This is a genomic window from Actinosynnema sp. CA-299493, assembly GCF_050946825.1.
Lineage (GTDB): Bacteria > Actinomycetota > Actinomycetes > Mycobacteriales > Pseudonocardiaceae > Actinosynnema.
The window spans coordinates 4,994,899-5,013,857 of sequence record NZ_CP191993.1 but is presented as its reverse complement, the minus strand read 5'-3'; the positions used below and the strand labels follow the sequence as shown (position 1 = coordinate 5,013,857).

The 18,959-nt window shown below is 71.2% G+C and carries 17 protein-coding genes; 14 read left to right on the top strand and 3 right to left on the bottom strand.

Annotated elements, in window-relative coordinates; genetic code table 11:
* The first annotated feature begins 806 nt into the window (after positions 1–806).
* The 5 genes from ACQPYE_RS20765 (at position 807) to ACQPYE_RS20745 (ending at position 7,920) form a co-directional block, all read left to right on the top strand.
* Positions 807–2,009 carry an IS701 family transposase gene (locus tag ACQPYE_RS20765; RefSeq protein ID WP_498713577.1) on the top strand — a complete coding sequence of 401 codons (1,203 nt, stop codon included), beginning with the start codon at positions 807–809 and terminating at the stop codon, positions 2,007–2,009.
* Positions 2,010–2,136: 127 nt separating this feature from the next.
* On the top strand, positions 2,137–2,763 hold the full coding sequence (locus tag ACQPYE_RS20760; RefSeq protein ID WP_498713575.1) for a TetR/AcrR family transcriptional regulator: 627 nt from the start codon (positions 2,137–2,139) through the stop codon (positions 2,761–2,763).
* A 100-nt stretch (positions 2,764–2,863) separates the two neighbouring features.
* On the top strand, positions 2,864–3,760 hold the full coding sequence (locus ACQPYE_RS20755; protein ID WP_498713573.1) for a LysR family transcriptional regulator: 897 nt from the start codon (positions 2,864–2,866) through the stop codon (positions 3,758–3,760).
* 82 nt (positions 3,761–3,842) lie between these two features.
* Positions 3,843–7,085 (top strand): fused isobutyryl-CoA mutase/GTPase IcmF, encoded by a 3,243-nt coding sequence (gene icmF, locus ACQPYE_RS20750; RefSeq protein WP_498713571.1) that lies wholly within the window; start codon positions 3,843–3,845, stop codon positions 7,083–7,085.
* Between the two features lie 37 nt (positions 7,086–7,122).
* Entirely contained in the window at positions 7,123–7,920 is a 798-nt protein-coding gene (locus tag ACQPYE_RS20745; protein ID WP_498713569.1) for an MBL fold metallo-hydrolase, read from the top strand.
* 4 nt (positions 7,921–7,924) lie between these two features.
* Here the strand turns inward: ACQPYE_RS20745 and ACQPYE_RS20740 are convergent, their stop codons facing one another.
* Positions 7,925–9,157: an Nramp family divalent metal transporter gene (locus tag ACQPYE_RS20740; protein ID WP_498713568.1), complete on the bottom strand. Its 1,233-nt coding sequence runs from the start codon at positions 9,155–9,157 to the stop codon at positions 7,925–7,927.
* 62 nt (positions 9,158–9,219) lie between these two features.
* Positions 9,220–10,080 (bottom strand): manganese catalase, encoded by an 861-nt coding sequence (locus ACQPYE_RS20735; RefSeq protein ID WP_498713566.1) that lies wholly within the window; start codon positions 10,078–10,080, stop codon positions 9,220–9,222.
* A 198-nt stretch (positions 10,081–10,278) separates the two neighbouring features.
* Here ACQPYE_RS20735 and ACQPYE_RS20730 point away from each other — a divergent pair, with 198 nt between their 5' ends.
* From ACQPYE_RS20730 to ACQPYE_RS20705, 6 genes are all read left to right on the top strand, one after another.
* Positions 10,279–11,004: an AfsR/SARP family transcriptional regulator gene (locus ACQPYE_RS20730; protein ID WP_498713564.1), complete on the top strand. Its 726-nt coding sequence runs from the start codon at positions 10,279–10,281 to the stop codon at positions 11,002–11,004.
* On the top strand, positions 11,001–11,225 hold the full coding sequence (locus ACQPYE_RS20725; RefSeq protein ID WP_498713562.1) for a hypothetical protein: 225 nt from the start codon (positions 11,001–11,003) through the stop codon (positions 11,223–11,225). The genes ACQPYE_RS20730 and ACQPYE_RS20725 overlap by 4 nt, the downstream gene beginning before the upstream one ends.
* Positions 11,226–11,296: 71 nt before the next feature.
* Entirely contained in the window at positions 11,297–11,728 is a 432-nt protein-coding gene (locus ACQPYE_RS20720) for a hypothetical protein (protein WP_498713561.1), read from the top strand.
* Entirely contained in the window at positions 11,725–12,894 is a 1,170-nt protein-coding gene (locus ACQPYE_RS20715) for a zinc-dependent alcohol dehydrogenase (RefSeq protein WP_498713559.1), read from the top strand. Before ACQPYE_RS20720 ends, ACQPYE_RS20715 begins: the two co-directional genes overlap by 4 nt.
* A gap of 81 nt (positions 12,895–12,975) precedes the next feature.
* Positions 12,976–13,575 carry a hypothetical protein gene (locus ACQPYE_RS20710; RefSeq protein ID WP_498713557.1) on the top strand — a complete coding sequence of 200 codons (600 nt, stop codon included), beginning with the start codon at positions 12,976–12,978 and terminating at the stop codon, positions 13,573–13,575.
* The gene (locus ACQPYE_RS20705) at positions 13,572–14,492 is read left to right on the top strand and encodes a hypothetical protein (RefSeq protein WP_498713555.1); all 921 of its coding nucleotides are present in this window, start codon (positions 13,572–13,574) and stop codon (positions 14,490–14,492) included. Before ACQPYE_RS20710 ends, ACQPYE_RS20705 begins: the two co-directional genes overlap by 4 nt.
* 10 nt (positions 14,493–14,502) lie before the next feature.
* On the opposite strand, the gene ACQPYE_RS20700 is transcribed toward ACQPYE_RS20705, so the two are convergent.
* Complete coding sequence (locus tag ACQPYE_RS20700) at positions 14,503–15,537, bottom strand: LacI family DNA-binding transcriptional regulator (protein ID WP_498713554.1); 1,035 nt, start codon at positions 15,535–15,537, stop codon at positions 14,503–14,505.
* A 273-nt stretch (positions 15,538–15,810) separates the two neighbouring features.
* Between ACQPYE_RS20700 and ACQPYE_RS20695 the strand changes: the two genes are divergently transcribed.
* The 3 genes from ACQPYE_RS20695 to ACQPYE_RS20685 are packed head-to-tail and all read left to right on the top strand — an operon-like array spanning position 15,811 to position 18,867.
* On the top strand, positions 15,811–17,058 hold the full coding sequence (locus tag ACQPYE_RS20695; RefSeq protein WP_498713552.1) for an ABC transporter substrate-binding protein: 1,248 nt from the start codon (positions 15,811–15,813) through the stop codon (positions 17,056–17,058).
* A complete protein-coding gene (locus ACQPYE_RS20690; RefSeq protein WP_498713550.1) occupies positions 17,058–17,978 on the top strand; it encodes a carbohydrate ABC transporter permease in 921 nt (306 codons plus the stop codon). The genes ACQPYE_RS20695 and ACQPYE_RS20690 overlap by 1 nt, the downstream gene beginning before the upstream one ends.
* A 10-nt stretch (positions 17,979–17,988) precedes the next feature.
* On the top strand, positions 17,989–18,867 hold the full coding sequence (locus tag ACQPYE_RS20685; RefSeq protein WP_498713548.1) for a carbohydrate ABC transporter permease: 879 nt from the start codon (positions 17,989–17,991) through the stop codon (positions 18,865–18,867).
* Positions 18,868–18,959: the final 92 nt, after the last annotated feature.

Here is an 18,959-nt window from a genome sequence, read left to right as displayed (position 1 = left end):
GCAGTGAATCCCACTCACCGCACTCGCGGGTTCGGCACTTCGTCAAGTCCGGGTCGGCAATGGCGTGTGATCCACGTCACCGGCCTGTCGACTGTCCGGTGAGAGGTCCCACGTATTGGCCCCGGCTCCGGCGTATCGCGGTCCACCGCACGTCGAGCGGGCCGCGCCCTCGTGGGAGATCCCCGGGATAAACGGTCCCGGCCGGTATCCACGCGGCGGCCCGTCGCGCTACCTCGACAAATGCGACGCGGTGTGCGGGCAGGGGAGATCGACATCACTTCCCGGTGGGCGACGTCATCGCTCACCGGTATGTCGCTATGCGTTTTTAACGAAAGTCGACGGCGTTCCGGTCGTATTCCCGGTCGGCCGATCGACGTACTGCGGCATGCCCGAAAGGGGGAGTCCGGAGTGGCGAACGGCCGTGCGCCGGTGGTGGAACCGGTGATGCCACCACAACTCCGGTCTAGACAGCCGGCTGGAAACCTTGAAAGTCTGTGTTCGCTTGATTGACGCCGCTGCGTCACGTCGAGCGCCGGGCGGAAAGCCCGGCCGACTGGGGATGGGGACATGAAGTGAAGGTAATTTCGCTGGATTGAGGCGGGTCGGCTTATGGGGAGCCACCGCGTCTCACCGCTCGACGGGTCGACGGCCATAGCGGCCCGGCGGTCCGCGGTCGTCGACGGGTCGAAGCGGAAATAGGGGTACGTCGATACAGGCCGGCGCGTGTTCTAGGCGCCGGCCGTGCCGCGCGGCCTCAGGAGGGTCAACTTGCGATTATCCAGGAAAGCTGGAGGGGGATAGTGAGTATGTGGCAAGCAGTTCAACTGGGGGTTGAACCATCGGACGTGTCCGAACTGTCCGATTTTTGCAATGAGCTGTTCGCTTCTCTTGGTCGTTCCGACCAACGGCGCTGGGCGGAGGTCTACGTGCGGGGTCTGCTGACCGTGCCGGGCCGCAAGTCCATCCGCCGGATTTCCGAGCAGGTCGTCGGCCGTGACGCCGACCAGTCGCTCCAGCAGTTCGTCAACCAGAGCCCGTGGGACTGGAACCAGGTGCGGCGCAGCCTGGCCGAGCAGGTCGCCCAGGCGATGCGCCCGCGGGCCTGGGTGGTGCGGGAGGTGGTGTTCCCGAAGAACGGCGGCAGCTCGGTCGGGGTCGCCCGGCAGTACGCGCCCGTAGCCGGGCGGATGCTCAACTGCCAGCGGGCCATCGGCGTGTTCCTCGCCGGTGACCACGGCAGCACGCCGGTCAACTGGCGGCTCGTCCTGCCGAAGGCGTGGGACGACGACGCCGAGCGCCGGGTGCGCAGTCGGCTGCCCGAGCAGGAGAGGTCGAAGCCGACCTGGCAGTACCTGCTCGACCTGTTCGACGAGACGATCGGCGACTGGGGCATGCCGGCCGCACCGGTGGTGGTCGACCTGAGCAGCGATCCCGGCGCGTTCCCGCTGCTGGGTGGGCTGGAGGAACGGCGGCTGCCGTACCTGGCCCAGGTGTCGGCGGCGATGCCGGCGCTCCCGGTCAACATCGTCGGCTCGGCCGGCGGCGGGCGCACGATCGGCGAGCTGGTGGCCGCCGCCGCCAAGCGCGGGCGGACGAAGCTGTCCTGGCGCGACGAGAAGACCGGCGAGCTGGTCGGCTCGGACTTCGTCGTCACCGCCATGCCCGGGCACACGGGGCCGGTGGCCGGGCCGCACGGGCGGGGCCTGCCGAGGGTCCGGCACGTGCTGGCCGAGTGGCCGGTCGGGCACGCCAGGCCGCGGTCGGTGTGGCTGACGAACCTGGGCGCGACCGGTGTCCGGGAGATGGTCGGGTTGCTGCGCGCCCGCGCGCAGGTCGAGGTGGACGTGAACCGGCTCACCGAGGAGGTCGGTCTCCGCCACTTCGAGGGACGCTCGTTCCAGGGTTGGCACCACCACGTGACCCTGGTGTCGGCCGCGCACGGGTTCAACCTCGTGCGTGAGCTGGAGCGGCAGGGCTTCACCGAAGAGCGCCTGCGTCCCTACGCCTGATCCCGACGTCGGGTGGACCAACGTCGTTCCACCCCGACCTCGAACGGGTGCTTCGAGACCCCGACGGGTTCCCGACGTACGCTGGTGACCGGAAACGGGGTCAGCCACGCCGGGCAAGGGGGTTCTCATGCGTCGCAAGTCGGCGGAAACCCGGGAGCACGTGCTCGATGTCGCGCACGAGCTGTTCTACTGGAACGGCATCCGCGCGATCGGCGTGGACCGGGTGGCCGCCGAGTCCGGCATCGGCCCGACCACCCTGTACCGGCTCTTCGCCTCCAAGGACGACCTGGTCGCCGCGTACACCGAGCGGGCGGGCGACCGTTACCGGCAGTGGTTCAGCGAGGCCACGGCCGACGACGGTCGCCACCCGCGCGACCGCATCCTGGCCGGCTTCGAGGCGTTGGCCGAGCAGGTCAGGCCGGAGAACTGCCGCGGCTGCCCGTTCCTGATGGTGCTGTCCGAGTTCCCGGACCTCAACCTGCCCGCCTCGCGCGCCGCGGTGGCCACCAAGGCGTGGATGCGGTCGCGCTTCGGCGCGCTCGTGGACGACCTGGCCGCGGTCGAGCGGGTGACGAACCCGGTCGCGCTCGCCGACCAGTTGGCGCTGGTCATGGAGGGCGTCTACGCCTCGGTGCAGGCGCTGGGCGACCAGGGGCCGGCCCGGCAGGCCCAGGCGCTGGTGGCGTTGCTGCTGCCCGGCGGGGTCCGCGGGGAAGAGGTAGGTGCCGGCAGCCGCTCCGCGCAAGCGCTGTGACGTCATCGCCTGTTTTGGCTGGGCAACACCGAACCTCATACGGGTAATCCTGGGCCACGACGGGTCTCCAGTCCATGACCCGCTGTTATAACCAACGGTTGTGGACGTTCACGTCAGGGAGTTGCGCTATTTCGTCGCGGTGGCCGAGGAGCTCAGCTTCACGAGAGCGGCGAAGAACCGGCTGTTCGTCTCCCAGCCCGCCCTCAGCAAGCAGATCCGGCAGTTGGAGTCGATGCTCAAGGCGACGCTGCTGGAGCGCGACCGGCGCACGGTCACGCTGACCCCGGCCGGCCGGGCGCTGCTGCCCAGGGCGCGGCAGATCGTCGAGCGGTGGGACGCGGCGGCGCGGGCGGTCGCCGAGGTCGTGGCCACCCACCAGATGACGCTGACGGTCGGCTTCCACACCAGGATCGGCCGGGGGCTCATCCCCAGGGTGACCGCCCGGCTGGACGAGGTGATGCCGGGCTGGCGGCTCCAGTTCCGGCAGGTCTCCTGGGGCGACCCCACGGTCGGGCTGGCGGGCGGTGACGTGGACGTGGCCATCGCCTGGTTACCGGTGCCCGACGACGGCACGCTGTCCTGGCGGGTGGTGAGCACCGAGGAGCGGTGGGTGGCGCTGGCGGTCGGGCACCGGCTCGCGGGCGCGGACGAGGTGTCGTTCGACGACCTGGTGGACGAGCCCTTCATCGCCCTGCCGTCGGCGGCGGGCGCCCGGCGGGACTTCTGGCTCGCCGTCGAGCAGCGCCGCACGCCGGCGCGCGTCGCGGCCGAGGCCGACACCGCCGAGGAGACGTTCGAGGCGGTGGCGTCCGGCCTGGGCGTGGTGCTGCTCTCGGCGGGCAACGCGGAGGTGTACCGCCGCGACGACGTGGTCTGCCTGCCCGTCTCGGGCATCCCGCCCAGCGAGCTGGCCGTCGTGTGGCGCACGGGCGATCACCGGGAGACCGTCCGCGTGTTCGTGGAGGCGTGCCTGCGCACGTTGGGCGCCGAGGGGTGACCCGGCGCACAACTCCCTAGTACTTCCGATAGACGGATGTCCTAGTAATCTGGTGGCAGTCGCCGATGCCCGAGGAGCTGTCGTGACCGCCGCCAGTCCGCTGCACACCCCAGAGCACCCGGTCCGCTTCGTGACCGCGGCCAGCCTGTTCGACGGGCACGACGCCGCGATCAACATCATGCGTCGGATCCTGCAGTCCCAGGGCGCCGAGGTCGTGCACCTCGGCCACAACCGGTCGGTGCGCGAGGTCGTCGCCGCGGCCGTGCAGGAGGACGTGCAGGGCATCGCCATCAGCGCCTACCAGGGCGGGCACGTCGAGTACTTCAGCTACCTGGTCGAGCTGCTTGCCGAGCGCGGCGCGGAGCACATCAAGGTCTTCGGCGGTGGTGGCGGGGTGATCGTGCCGGAGGAGATCGAGCTGCTGCACTCGCGCGGCGTGGCGCGGATCTTCTCCCCGGCCGACGGGCAGGAGCTCGGCCTGGCCCGCATGATCAACACGATGGTGGCGGCGTGCGACGAGTCGCTGGCCGAGCGCCCGCCGTCGTCGTGGGACGGCCTGTTCACCGGCGGCGAGGACGTGCTGGCCAGGGCGATCACGCTGATCGAGGCGGGTGTGCTGCCCGCGGACGTGCGCGACCGGATGGTCCACGTCGCGGGCGAGCGCTCGGTGCCGGTGCTGGGGATCACCGGCACGGGTGGTTCGGGCAAGTCGTCGCTGACCGACGAGCTGGTGCGCCGGTTCCGGCTGGACCAGCAGGACAAGCTGCGCGTGGCGGTGCTGGCGGTCGACCCGACCCGGCGTCGCGGCGGCGGCGCGCTGCTCGGTGACCGGATCCGGATGAACTGCCTGGACGGCGACCGCGTCTTCTTCCGCTCGCTGGCGACCCGTCGGGCGGGCTCGGAGGTGCCGGACGGCCTGGGTGACGCGATCCTGGCGTGCAAGGCGGCCGGGTTCGACCTGATCGTGGTGGAGACGCCGGGCATCGGCCAGGGCGACGCGGCGATCGTGCCGTTCGTCGACCTCTCGCTGTACGTGATGACGCCGGAGTTCGGCGCCGCGTCGCAGCTGGAGAAGATCGACATGCTGGACTTCGCGGACGCGGTGGCGATCAACAAGTTCGAGCGGCGGGGCGCGGACGACGCGCGCCGCGACGTGGCCCGCCAGCTGGTGCGCAACCGGGAGGCGTTCGGCGCGTCGTGGGAGGACATGCCGGTCTACGGCACGTCGGCGGCCACGTTCAACGACGACGGCGTGACCGCCCTGTACCAGAACCTGCGCGGTGAGCTGGCCCGACACGGGCTGGACGTGGCCGAGGGCGCGTTGCCGGTGGTGACGGGGAAGGTGTCGACGGCGGCGGCGACCGTGGTGCCGCCCACGCGGGTGCGCTACCTGGCCGAGATCGCCGAGACGGTGCGCGGCTACCACCGGGCCACCGAGACGCACGTGGACGCGGTGCGGCGGGTCGCGCACCTGCGGGCCGCGCGGGCGGAGCTGGAAGCCGCCGGGCACGACACGGCGGCGATCACGTCGGTGCTGGAGTCGGCGGAGCGCCAGGTCGACGCGGTGTCCGCGGAGCTGCTGGCGTCGTGGCCCGGGGTGGTGGAGGACTACGGCGGTGACGAGATGGTCGTGCGGGTGCGGGACCGGGAGATCCGCACCGAGCTGACCCGCGAGACGTTGTCGGGCAACAAGGTGCGGCGGGTGTCGTTGCCGCGCTACGACGACGAGGGCACGTTGCTGCGGTTCCTGCGCGAGGAGAACCTGCCCGGCCACTTCCCGTACACGGCGGGGGTGTTCCCGTTCAAGCGGGACGGCGAGGACCCGGCGCGGATGTTCGCGGGCGAGGGCGACGCGTTCCGCACGAACCGCCGGTTCAAGTACCTGTCGCAGGGCTCGGAGGCGACCCGGCTGTCGACCGCGTTCGACTCGGTGACGCTGTACGGCCGCGACCCCGACACCCCGCCGGACGTCTACGGCAAGGTCGGCACGTCCGGCGTGTCCATCGCGACGCTGGACGACATGAAGGCGCTCTACGACGGCTTCGACCTGACCTCGCCCACCACGTCGGTGTCGATGACGATCAACGGCCCGGCGCCGACGATCCTGGCGTTCTTCCTCAACACCGTGGTCGACCAGCGGGTCGACGAGTTCCGCGCCGAGCACGGGCGCGAGCCGTCCCGGGCGGAGGCGGACGAGCTGGCCGCGTCGGCGCTGTCGACCGTGCGCGGCACCGTGCAGGCGGACATCCTCAAGGAGGACCAGGGGCAGAACACCTGCATCTTCTCCACCGAGTTCTCCCTGCGGATGATGGCCGACATCCAGGAGTGGTTCATCCGGCGGAAGGTGCGCAACTTCTACTCGGTGTCGATCTCGGGCTACCACATCGCCGAGGCCGGGGCGAACCCCATCAGCCAGCTGGCGTTCACGCTGGCCAACGGGTTCACCTACGTCGAGTCGTACCTGGCGCGGGGGATGGCGATCGACGACTTCGCGCCGAACCTGTCGTTCTTCTTCTCCAACGGCATGGACGCCGAGTACAGCGTGATCGGCCGGGTGGCGCGGCGGATCTGGGCGGTCGCGATGCGCGAGCGGTACGGGGCCAACGAGCGGTCGCAGAAGTTCAAGTACCACGTGCAGACGTCCGGCCGGTCGCTGCACGCGCAGGAGATGGACTTCAACGACATCCGGACGACGTTGCAGGCGTTGTGCGCGCTCTACGACAACACGAACTCGTTGCACACCAACGCCTACGACGAGGCGGTCACCACGCCGACGGAGTCGTCGGTGCGCCGGGCGATGGCCATCCAGCTCATCATCAACAAGGAGTGGGGCCTGTCGGCGAACGAGAACCCGTTGCAGGGCTCGTTCGTGATCGAGGAGCTGACCGACCTGGTCGAGGAGGCGGTGCTGGCGGAGTTCGACCGGCTCTCCGAGCGCGGCGGCGTGCTGGGCGCGATGGAGACCGGCTACCAGCGTGGTCGGATCCAGGACGAGTCGATGCTCTACGAGCAGCGCAAGCACGACGGCTCGCTGCCGCTGATCGGGGTGAACACGTTCCTGCCGGGCGACGGCAAGCGCGAGGACGTGACCATCGAGCTGGCGCGGGCGACGGAGGAGGAGAAGCGGTCGCAGGTCGAGCGGACCCGCGCCTTCGCCGCCGCCCACGCGGCCGAGGCGGAGCCCGCGTTGCGGCGGTTGAAGGAGGCCGCGGCGTCGGGGGAGAACGTCTTCGAGGTGCTGATGGACGCCGCCCGCGTGTGCACGCTGGGCCAGATCACCGACGCGTTCTTCGAGGTGGGCGGCCAGTACCGGCGCAACGTCTGAGGCGGTTGGACGGCGGCGGGTGGGTTACCCCGCCGCCATGACCGGGCAGAATTCGCTGTTCTTCGTCGGCAACGCGACCACCGTGCTGCGGTTGGGACCGTTCACGCTGCTCACCGACCCCAACTTCCTGCACCGGGGTCAGTGGACGCACATCGGGCAGGGAGTCCTGGCCCGGCGGCTCAAGGACCCGGCCATCGGGATCGGCGAGCTGCCGCCGTTGGACGCCGTGGTGCTCTCGCACTTCCACGGCGACCACTTCGACCGGATCGCCGCCCGCGAGCTGGACCGCGACCTGCCGGTCCTCACCACCCCGCACGCGGCCCGCAGGCTGGGAAAGCGGGGATTCCGCGCCCCGGTCGCGCTGTCGACGTGGGAGGACCTCAGCCTGACCAAGGGCGGGGCGAGCGTGACCGTGACGGCGCTGCCCGGTCGTCACGCCCGCGGCAGGCTGGCCCGCTTGCTGCCGCCGGTGATGGGGAGCATGGTGGAGTACCGGGCCACCCCCGCCGCGCCGCCGCTGCGCCTGTACGTCTCCGGTGACACGCTGGTGCACGACGACCTGCGGGAGATCCGGGAGCGCTACCCGTCCATCGACGTCGCGGTGCTGCACCTGGGCGGCACCAAGGTGCTCGGCGTGCTGCTCACCATGGACGGCGCGCAGGGCGTCGACCTGTTGGAGCTGCTGCGCCCCCGGCAAGCCGTGCCGGTGCACTTCGACGACTACAGCGTGATGAAGTCCCCGCTGTCGGACTTCGTCGCCGAGGTCGAGCGCCGCAGCCCGCCGGTCACCGTCGCCTGCGTCGAGCGGGGCCGGTCGTTCACCCTGCCGGGGTGACCGCTCAGCCCCACACGGTGCGGACCAGCAGGAACACGTTCAGCGCCGAGATGACAACCGCGCCCGCCGCGCCGAACAGCGTGGCGGCCCGCCGGTTCACCGCGCTGCCCATGACGTCGTGTCGCCGACCGAGCAGCACCAGCGGGACCAGGGCGAACGGGATGCCGAACGACAGCACCACCTGGCTGAGCACCAGCGCCCGGGTCGGGTCGACGCCCAGCGCGAGCACGGCCAGCGCCGGGGCCATGGTCAGCAGCCTGCGCAACGCCAACGGGATGCGCCGGCGCAGGAAGCCCTCCATGACGACCTGGCCGGAGTAGGTGCCCACGCTGGAGGCGGCCAGGCCGGAGGCCAGCAGCGCCAGTGCGAACGCCAGCGCGGCGCCGGGACCGAGCAGGTCGCCCAGCCCGGTGTGCATGTCCTCCAGCGACTCCCGGGGCGTGCCGCCGCCGTGGAACGCCCCCGCCGCCACCACCAGCATGCTGACGTTGACCAGCCCGGCGACCCCCAGCGCCGCGACGATGTCGACGCGACTGGCCCGCAGCGTCCGCCGCCGTGCCGCGGGGTCCTCGGTGTGGTGGTGCTGGGTCAACGCCGAGTGCAGGTAGATGACGTGCGGCATGACCGTCGCGCCCAGCATCCCCGTGGCCAGCAGGACGCTGTCCACCCCGGCGAAGCCCGGCACCAGCCCGGCCGCCGCACCGGTCGGCGGCCCCAGCTGGAGCGCCTGGTAGAGGAACCCGCCGAGCACGATCGCGAGCAGCCCGATGATCACCGACTCGAACCGGCGCCTGCGCAGCGGCGCGAGCGCCAGCACCCCGGCCGACACCACGGCGGTGATCAGCGCGGCGGGCAGCAGCGGCACCCCGAACAGCAGGTTCAACGCCACCGCGGCGCCGACGAACTCGGCCAGGTCGGTCGCCATCGCCACCAGTTCGGCCTGCGCCCACAGCAGGCCGGTCACCGGCCGGGAGTAGTGCTCCCGGCACAGCTGCGGCAGGTTGCGGCCCGTGACCACGCCGAGCTTGGCCGACTGGTACTGGATGAACATCGCCAGCGCGCTCGCGCCGACGATGACCCACAGCAGCAGGTAGCCGTGCGCCGCGCCGCCGGCCATGTTCGTCGCGAAGTTGCCGGGGTCGACGTAGGCGACCGCGACCACGAACGCCGGACCCATCACCACCGCGGCCGAGCGCAGTCGCGCCACCACCGGCGCGCTCAACGAGATGCCGACCATTCCACCGCCCCTTCGACGATCCTGTGGCGGTCACCCGATCGGGTGACCGCCACGCCGGGTGATCAGGTGAGCTTGCGGATCGCCTGCTCGATCAGACCGAGGTTGGCCGGGCTGGTCGCGTACAGCAGCGGGTCGGGCTTGGGTGCGGACGCCTTCCCGCCCAGCGGCTCCGGGTCCATCACGTAGGAGAACTCGTGCGCGCCGTCCGGTGCGGTCCCCGCCGCCCAGCGGCCCTCGGGCCCGGCCGTGCCGTCGGAGTTGTGCCAGATCGTGCCCGCGTGCTCCTGGTGCTCCTCCTCGAACAGGGCGCTCGGGCTGATCGGGCCCTCCAGCCCGTCCTCCTGCAACTCCTCGATGGCGGCCAGCCACATGTTCTGGTGCGCGGTGTCGCGGGCGAGGTTGAACTTGAGCATGTCGCGCACGCCCGGGTCGTCGGTCATGTTGTACAGCCGCGCGGTCTGCAGCCTGCCCTGGGCCTCGGCCGCGACGTTGGCCCGGAAGTCGGCCATGAGGTTGCCGCTGGCCACGATGTACCGGCCGTTCCACGGCACCCCGTTGCTGTCGGACAACGTCGGGCCGCCGCCGCTCACGATGGCCTGCTGCACGTCCATGCCGCCGACCACGGCCGCGATCACCGGGTCCTGCACCGCGGTCGCGGTCACCTCCGACGGCGCGCCCTCCAACAACCTCGCCACCATCGTCGCGAGCATCTCGACGTGGCCGATCTCCTCGGTGGCCACGTCCATGATCAGGTCCTTGTACTTGCCCTCCATCCGGCAGTTCCAGCCCTGGAACAGGTACTGCATCGTCACGGTCATCTCGCCGTACGCGCCGCCGATGAGCTCTTGGAGCTTGCGGGCGAACAGCGCGTCCGGCTGCGCGGGCTTCGCTTCGAACTGCAGCTTGCTGGTGTGCAGGAACATCGCGCCTCCTCGGTCGGCTGAGGACCCCGACGTTAGGGACCGCGCATGACCGCGGCGCCGCGGTCGCGGCACAGCGGTGTCACCGTCCCGTCACCACCGCTGGTCGGGAGGTGGAAAAACACGCGACCGGTGGTGTGCCGGGCGGATTCCCGGGCACCCGTGCGACCTGGATGCCATGAAGCCGATGGGTAGTAGCCGATGTCAGTGACCCACGCACGACCCGTGCCCACGCCGACCATCCGCCTGCTCGACGGCTTCGCACTGGCGTGCGGCCACGCGGAGGTGCACGTCATACCCGTCGCGCGGAAGCTGCTGGCCCTGCTCGCGCTGCGGGACGCGCCGGTCAGCCGCACCGTCGTGGCCGCGTCGTTGTGGCCGGACACGACGGCGCGCCGGGCGGCAGCGAGCCTGCGGTCCACGCTGTGGAGACTGGCCGTCCCGGCCGGGCCCCTCGTGGAGTCCTCGGACGACGTGCTGCGGCTCGTGCCGCAGGTCGAGGTCGACTTCCACCGCGCGTGCCGACTCGCCGCGACGGTCGCCGCGCCCGACCACGTGCCCGATCCGAGGGCCGTCGTCGTGCTCAAGGCCGATCTCCTGCCGGGCTGGGACCAGTCCTGGCTGCTCGCCGAACGGGACTGGTGGCACCAGGCGAGGCTGCGCGCCCTGGAAACGTTGAGCGCGCGGTTCCGGTCGACGGGGGACCGGTACCGGGCGCACCAGGCCGCGCTGGCGGCAGTGCAGACCGACCCGTTGCGGGAGAGCGCGCACCGCACGCTCGTGGAGCTGCACCTGGCCGACGGCAACCCGGCGCAGGCCGTGCGGCAGTACACCAGTTACCGCGTGCGGCTGAGGGCCGAGCTGGGCTTGGAACCGTCACCGGAGATCCGCCGCCTGGTCGGGCCGCTGCTGGGCGGTCGGCCGTGAGCGGCGGCGCCCTCGGCACGCTCCTGCTGTGGACGGGACTGGTGTGGCTGCTGGGCCTCGGGGTGTTCGCGCTGGCCTGCCGGTGGTCGGCGGCCGAGCCGCGAGGGGCCCGCGCAGCCCGCCGCATCGCCGCGTGGCAGCGGGCGAGCCCGCACGTCCTGGCCACGTGCGCGTTGCTGGCGGCGACCGGCGCGGCCCTGCTGGTGGCGTACCCGCGGTGAGCTGTTCTCGCATTGCCGGGATGACCCGCCGCGTCACGGGTACCCGCTGGCTTCCGAGGAGAGGTGAAGCGATGAACGGAGCCATGAAAGCCGTCGCCGCCACGGGTGTTGGCGCGGCGGTGGCCGTCGGCCGACGGATGACGGCCCGTCGGCGCGAACTCCACCGCGGCCGGTCCGACCACTGGCTCGCGGTGACCGTCGACCGGCCGTTGGACGCCGTGGCGGGGCTGGAGGAGCTGCCCGGGCCCATGGGTGAGCTGCGCGGGCGCGTCGACGTGCGCTTCCGCCCGGCTCCCGGCGACCGGGGGACCGAGGTGCTGGCCGTGCCCAAGGACGACGACGTGTCGAGAGAGGACCTGCGCGTGGCGTTGCGGAAGACGAAGTCGCTGATCGAGACCGGCACGGTGATCCGGCCGGACACACCGTCCACCACCCACCCCGGCCCGGCGGGGAAGGTGCTGCGCGCGGTGATCGGCAAGTCGGCGGGGGAGGGGCGGCTGTGAGGGCGTTGTGCTGGGAGGGCGTCAACGACGTGCGGGTGCAGGACGTGCCCGACCCGAAGATCCTCAACGACGGCGACCTCATCCTCAAGGTGCGGCTGAGCACCGCGTGCGGCTCGGACCTGCACCTGCTCACCGGCCACATCCCGTTCATGCAGGCCGGTGACGTGATCGGGCACGAGTTCATGGGCGAGGTGGTCGAGGTCGGCCCCGACGTCACCCGCCACAAGCCCGGCGACCGGGTGGTCGTGGCCTCGTTCATCGGCTGCGGGCAGTGCTACTACTGCCGCAACGACCTGTGGTCGCTGTGCGACAACACCAACACCAACCCCGGGATCACGCAGGCGCTGTGGGGCGCCGACCCGGGCGGGATCTTCGGCTACTCGCACGCGATGGGCGGCTTCAAGGGCAGCCACGCCGAGTACGTGCGCGTGCCGTTCGCCGACTACAACGCCATCCCGATCCCCGAAGGCGTGGACGACCTGAGCGCGGTGTTCGCCTCCGACTCCGCGCCCACCGGGTGGATGGGCGCGGATCTCGGCGGCGTGCGACCGGGTGACGTCGTGGCGGTGTGGGGCAGCGGCGCGGTCGGGCAGATGGCCGCCCGCTCGGCCCAGCTGCTCGGCGCGGAGCGGGTCGTCGTGGTCGACCGCTTCGACTACCGGCTGCGCCAGGCGGAGAACGTGTTCGGCTTGGAGACCCTGAACTACCAGCACGTCGACGTCGGCGCCGCGTTGCGCGAGATGACCGGCGGTCGCGGCCCGGACGTGTGCATCGAGGCGGTGGGTTGCGAGGCCCACAGCTACGGCCCGCAGCACGCCTACGACCAGGTCAAGAGCAAGCTGAAGCTGGAGACCGACCGTCCGATCGCGGTGCGCGAGGCGATCCACAACTGCCGCAAGGGCGGCACGGTCTTCGTGCTCGGCGTGTTCAGCGGCGTGGTCGACAAGTTCCCGCTCGGCGCCGTGATGAACAAGGGCCTCACCCTGCGCGGCGCGCAGCAGCACGGGCAGCGCTACATCCCGATGCTGCTCGACCGGATGGCCTCGGGCGACCTGACGACCACCCACCTGGCGACGCACGTCCTGCCGTTGGAGGAAGGCGCGCGCGGTTACCAGCTGTTCAAGGACAAGGAGGACGACTGCGTGCGCGCGGTCTTCCGCCCCTGATAGCACACCCGGTGTATTCAGGCGCTGCCCCGAATCTCCTAATGAGTGAACCCACAAGGAGCACAGGGGTGGTGAGGCCCGATGAGGTGGCTGACCGGAGGACTGTCCACGATCGTGGCGTGCGCGGTGGTGATCGGTTGTGGCGACGTGCCGGAAGAGCGGACCTCGCCGCGGGCGGACTCGACCGGGTCCGCGGAATCGGTGGCGCCGGGTCACGCATCCGGTGAAGCGGTCGGGGAACCCGCGCAGGAACCGGGGACGCGACCGGCGCCCCCGGTTCCACCGCGCCAGACCGACCAGCCCGGCGTGCCGGGCAGTCCGATCACCTACGACGTCACCAACCTGCAGGGCCTGCACCCCGAACGGGTCAAGAGGGTGATCGGGGAGCGGTTGGCGGCGGAACTGCCGCCGCACTGCCGGGCGGACCTGTGCGGGATCGAGTTCGTGTTCTCGGTGCAGGACGACGGGAAGTGCTTCAGGTCGGCCTCTCCCGGAACCGTGTACCCCGGCGACACCATCACGCTGTTCGTCGGGACCGAGTGCGACCAGCCCGAGCGGGACGAACCTGTCCCGGAAGAGTCCACGTCGGAGGAACCCGCGCCGGAGGAGCCGGGGCCCGAGGAGCCGGGACCCGAGGAACCGGCCGGACCGACCACCGCCAGGACGGGTAGCGGGGGATGAGCACCGCCGGCCCGCGCCGGTCGGCCGCGCCCGACCCCGGCGAGCCGCGGACCGGGCCGGCGAGGGCGTTGCGGGTCCTGGCCTCGGTGGTCGCCAACACGACCCTGCTCACCGCGCTGCTGTACTTCTTCGGCCTGGTCGCCACGCAGGTGTTCTTCGCCCACTTCCGGGTGCACTACACGCTGCTCGGCCAGACCTCCGACGAGATCCTGGCGCGCGGCGCGGACGGCCTGTTCATGCCGCTGGCGGGCACCGCGATCGCCGTCCTGGCCGTCACCTTCCTGACCCGCTACCTGCGCTCGCGGCTGTCCACGCGGAGGTGGGCGGCGGTCCTGCGGGTCTGCGCGCCGGTCGCCGCGGTGCTCGGCCTCGCGCTGCTCGCGGTGACCGTGCCGATCACCGTCCGCCCCGAGTCGTCCCGCGCCCACCCCGGTCTGCCGGGCCTGGGGTTCGCGGTCGGCATCGTCCTGCTGGCGTTCGCCTGGCGGCGGTGGAGCGTCACCGGGGGACGTGGCCGCAAGGGTGCGGGGTTCGGCGTCGCGGAGTCGGTGGCCGCGTTCCTGCTGGTCAGCATCGGCCTGTTCTGGGCCGTTGGCGACTACTCGGCCGCGGTCGGCACGCGGCGCGGGTTCGAGGTCGAGGCCCGGATACCGGACATGCCCGGCGTGGTCGTCTACAGCGGGAAGGGCCTGGGCCTGACCGGCGAGGGCGTGCGCCAAGTCGCGTGCGGGCTGCCGGACGGTGCGTACAAGTACCGCTACGACGGCCTGAAGCTGCTCCTGCACTCCGGCGGGCAGTACGTGTTCGTGCCCGCGACGTGGCGGACGTCGTCCGGCACCGCGTTCGTCGTGCCCCGCACCGACTCGCTCCGCCTGGAGTTCGGCCCGCCGGACAGCGCCCCGCCGCGGACCTGCTGACCAGGGCGGCTCACCGGCTGGAGGAGCGCACCACCAGCTTGGTCGGCAGGAACGCGGGCGCCGGCTTCTCGCCGCCGTGCACCATGGTCAGCACGGCCCGCGCGGCGGCCACCCCGATCCCGGCCTTGTCCTGCGCCAACGTGGTCAACGGCGGGTCGACCAGGGCGGCCAGCTCGATGTCGTCGAACCCCACCACCGCCAGCTCCTCCGGCACCCGCAGCCCCGCGTGCCGCGCCGCCAGCAACGCGCCGACCGCCATCTCGTCGCTCGCGCAGAACACCGCCGTCGGCGGCTCGGGCAACGCGATCAGCGACCGCATCGCCGCCTGGCCGCTCGGCCGGTAGAAGTCGCCCTCCACCACGTACTCCGGCGGCACCGCCAGCCCCTCCTCGGCCATGGCCGCGCGGAAGCCGTCCAGCCGGTCCACCGCCGGGCGGTTGGCGCGCGGCCCGGTGATCGTGGCGATCCGGCGGTGCCCCGCGCCGACCAGGTGCCGCACCGCCATCGCCGCGCCGCCGACGTTGTCCGACGTCACGTAGGTCGCCCGCGGCCCGTCGACGTCCACGTCCACCGCCACGCACGGCAACCCGGACTGGGCGAACGCGGTGAACGCCGAGGCGTCCGACCCGCTGTCGATGAGCACCAGCCCGCCGAGGTGGTGCCGCCGGGTCATGTTCACGTACGCCACCGGGTCCGCCAGCGACGCGCCGACCGCCCGCAGCGCCGCCGACCCGCTGGTGGCGAGCATCAGCAGGTGGTAGCCGTGCGCGCTCAGCGCCGACTTCAACCCGATCAGCAGCTCCTGCAGGTACGGGTGCCGCCAGCCCGGCCGGCGGTGGTCGGTGTCCCACACCAGGCCGATCAGCCCGGACCGCTTGGTGGCCAGCGCGCGGGCCGACTCGTTGGGCCGGTAGTCGAGCTCGCGGGCGACCCGCTCCACCACTTCGCGCTTTTCCTTGCTGACCGTCAGCGGCTGGTTGAAAACGCGCGAAACCGTCGCCACCGACACCCCGCACAGCTGGGCGATCTCACGGATCGTGGGCATCTCCCGCCCTTTCTTTGTAACCGGTTTCAGTCGCTCCGACCGTGCCTTCTGACCAGGGTGGACACGGTACCACCTGCGGAAACGTCGAAGCTGGGAAACAGGCAGGTTATCGCTTCGTTACTTGACGGTGTCGCGGCCCGGGGCTGTCATGTACACCACACCGGCCGGGCGCGGACCCCCGGTCGAATTCGCCGGAAACCCCCGGATGGACCCTGCGCGGGTCCGGCGTGCCCGAAATCGGCCCGCTTAGTGATGGAGAGGGAGAGCCGCGTCATGAAACGAACTCCGACCCTGGTCGGCGCCGGCCTGCTGGCCGCCGCCCTGGTCGCCACCGCCTGCAGCGGCGGCGCGAGCGACGGCAAGACCAGGATCACCATCGGGCTGTTCGGCAACTTCGGCTACCAGCAGCTGTTCGAGGAGTACGAGAAGGCGCACCCGGACGTCGACATCACCGACCGCACCGCCTCCTACTCCGACCACCACAAGAACCTCGCCGCCCACCTCGCCACGAACAACGGCGCCGCGGACATCGAGGCCGTCGACGTCGGCTACGTCAACCAGTTCAAGGCCAACCCCGGCCAGTTCGTCGAGCTGAAGTCCGACGTCAAGGACCGCTGGCTGGACTGGAAGTGGGAGGGCTCGCTGTCCAAGGACGGCAAGCAGATCGGCTACGGCACCGACATCGGCGGCCTGGCCATCTGCTACCGCCGCGACCTGTTCGAGGCCGCCGGCCTGCCCTCCGACCGCGACCAGGTCTCCGCGCTGTGGCCCACCTGGGAGCAGTTCATGGCGACCGGCAAGCAGTTCACCGCGAACGCCCCGGCCGGCGCGAAGTTCTTCGACGGCGGCCCCACCGTGCTCAACGCGATCGTGGGCCAGGCCCCGACCGGCTACTACGACAAGAGCGACAAGATCGTCGTGGGTGACAACGCCGAGATCAAGAAGGGCTGGAACCTCGTCGCGCAGGGCGTCGCCGACGGCCTGTCCGCCGGGCTGCTGCACAGCACCCCCCAGTGGAACACCGGCTTCAAGCAGGGCCAGTTCGCCACCCTCGCCTGCCCGGCCTGGATGATGGCCAAGATCAAGGACCAGGCGCCCGACACCGCGGGCAAGTGGGACCTCGCGGCCGTGCCCGGCGGCGGCGGCAACTGGGGCGGCTCCTATCTGACCGTGCCCAAGCAGGGCAAGAACGTCGACAAGGCCGTCGCCCTCGCCGCCTGGCTGACCGCGCCCGAGCAGCAGGCCAAGGTCTTCGCCAGCGCCGGCCTGCTGCCCTCCACGCCCAAGCTGTACAGCGAGGAGTCGGTGGCCAAGAAGCAGGACCCGTTCTTCAACGACGCTCCCGTCGGCAAGGTCTTCACCGACGCCGCCCGCGCGCTGAAGCCGCAGTACCAGGGCCCGAAGGCCGGTGACGTGCAGACCGAGTTGGGCAACGCCATGCAGCGCGTCGAGCAGGGCAAGCAGAGCCCGGACGAGTCGTGGAACCAGTTCGTGGGCGACGTCAAGAGGCTTGAGGACTGATGAAGACGGACTGGCGCGAACGCCGCCACCGGTGGGACATCCGGTACGCGCCGTACGCCTACATCGCGCCGTACTTCCTGCTGTTCGCGGTGTTCGGCCTGTTCCCCCTGCTCTACACCGCGTGGGTGTCGCTGCAGGACCGCAACCTGCTCGACGGCGACGCGGCCACGTTCATCGGCGTGGACAACTACGTCCAACTGCTCACCGCGGACCCGTACTTCTGGAACGCGATGGGCAACACGCTGAGCCTGTGGCTGCTCACCACCGTCCCGCAGATCCTGCTGGCGCTCGGCATCGCGCAGCTGCTCAACCGGCGGCTGCGCGGCCGGACGTTCTTCCGGATGGGCGTGCTGCTGCCGAACATCACCTCGGTGGCGGCGGTCACGATCATCTTCGCGCAGCTGTTCGGCCGCGACTTCGGGCTGATCAACTGGGGGTTGGAGCTGTTCGGCGCCGGCCGGATCGACTGGCAGGCCGGCACCGGCAGCTCCCACACCGCCATCGCCGCGATGGTGGTGTGGCGCTGGACCGGCTACCACGCGCTGATCTTCCTGGCGTCCATGCAGGCCATCCCGACCAGCGTGTACGAGGCGGCCCGGCTGGACGGCGCGTCCGCGTGGCAGCAGTTCTGGCGGATCACCGTGCCGATGCTGCGCCCGCAGATCATCTTCTCCACGGTGATCGCCACCGCGGGCAACATGCGGCTGCTGGCCGAGCCGCTGCTGTTCAACCCCGGCGCGGGCGCGGCGACCGGCGGCTCGGACCGCCAGTTCCAGACCGCCGCGCTCTACCTCTACGAGCAGGGCTTCTCGAAGTTCGACTTCGGCTACGCGTCGGCCATCGCCTGGCTGCTGGTCATCGCGACGGTCCTCATCACCGGGTTGAGCTACCTGGCCGCGCGCCGCATCCGGACCGACTGAAGGGCTGGACATGACCACCACGCTCGAACGGCCGGCTCCGGCCTCGCCCGCGCCGTCCCGGCGGCGCCGCGCGTTGCGGATGCCCGGACCGTGGACCTACGCGGCGTTGATCGCGGTGCTCGCCGGGTCGGCGTTCCCGGTGTACTGGTCGCTCGTCGTGTCGTCGCAGACACCGGACAAGGTCGACAGCGTGCCGCCGGTCCTGGTGCCGGGCGGCCACCTGTTCGCCAACATCGCGCGGGTGTTCGACCAGTCGGACTTCGCGCTGGCGATGATGAACTCGCTGATCGTGTCGGGGACCATCACCGTGTCGGTGGTGTTCTTCTCCACCCTGGCGGGCTTCGCCTTCGCCAAGCTGAAGTTCCGCGGCCGGTCGGCGCTCATGCTGCTCGTCGTCGCCACCCAGGCCGTGCCCACCGAGCTCGGCGTCATCCCGCTGTACATGATGATGAGCGACTTCGGCTGGGCGGGGGAGATCCACGCGGTCATCGTGCCCGGCCTGGTCACCGCGTTCGGCGTGTTCTTCATGCGCCAGTACTTCGAACGCGCCGTGCCCGACGAGCTGCTCGAAGCCGGCCGGATGGACGGGTGCAGCTCCCTGCGCCTGTACTGGCACGTGGTGCTGCCCGCCGCCCGCCCGGCCGCCGCCGTCCTCGGCCTGTTCACGTTCATGCAGGCGTGGAACGACTTCTTCTGGCCGCTGGTCGTGCTGACCCCCGAGAACCCCACCGTGCAGACCGCCCTGTCCACCCTGGCCAGCGGCTACACGACCGACTACACCCTCGTGCTCACCGCGGCGACCATCGGCACCGTGCCGGTGCTCGCGGTGTTCCTCCTGTTCGGCCGGCAGATCGTCGGCGGAATCATGCAGGGGGCGCTCAAGGGCTGATTCGAGCGCTCCCCGCTCGACGTCCGCCCCCGACCCCGAAGCCGGGGTGCCACCAGGCCCACGCCCTGCGGTTCCCGTTCTTCCACCCACGA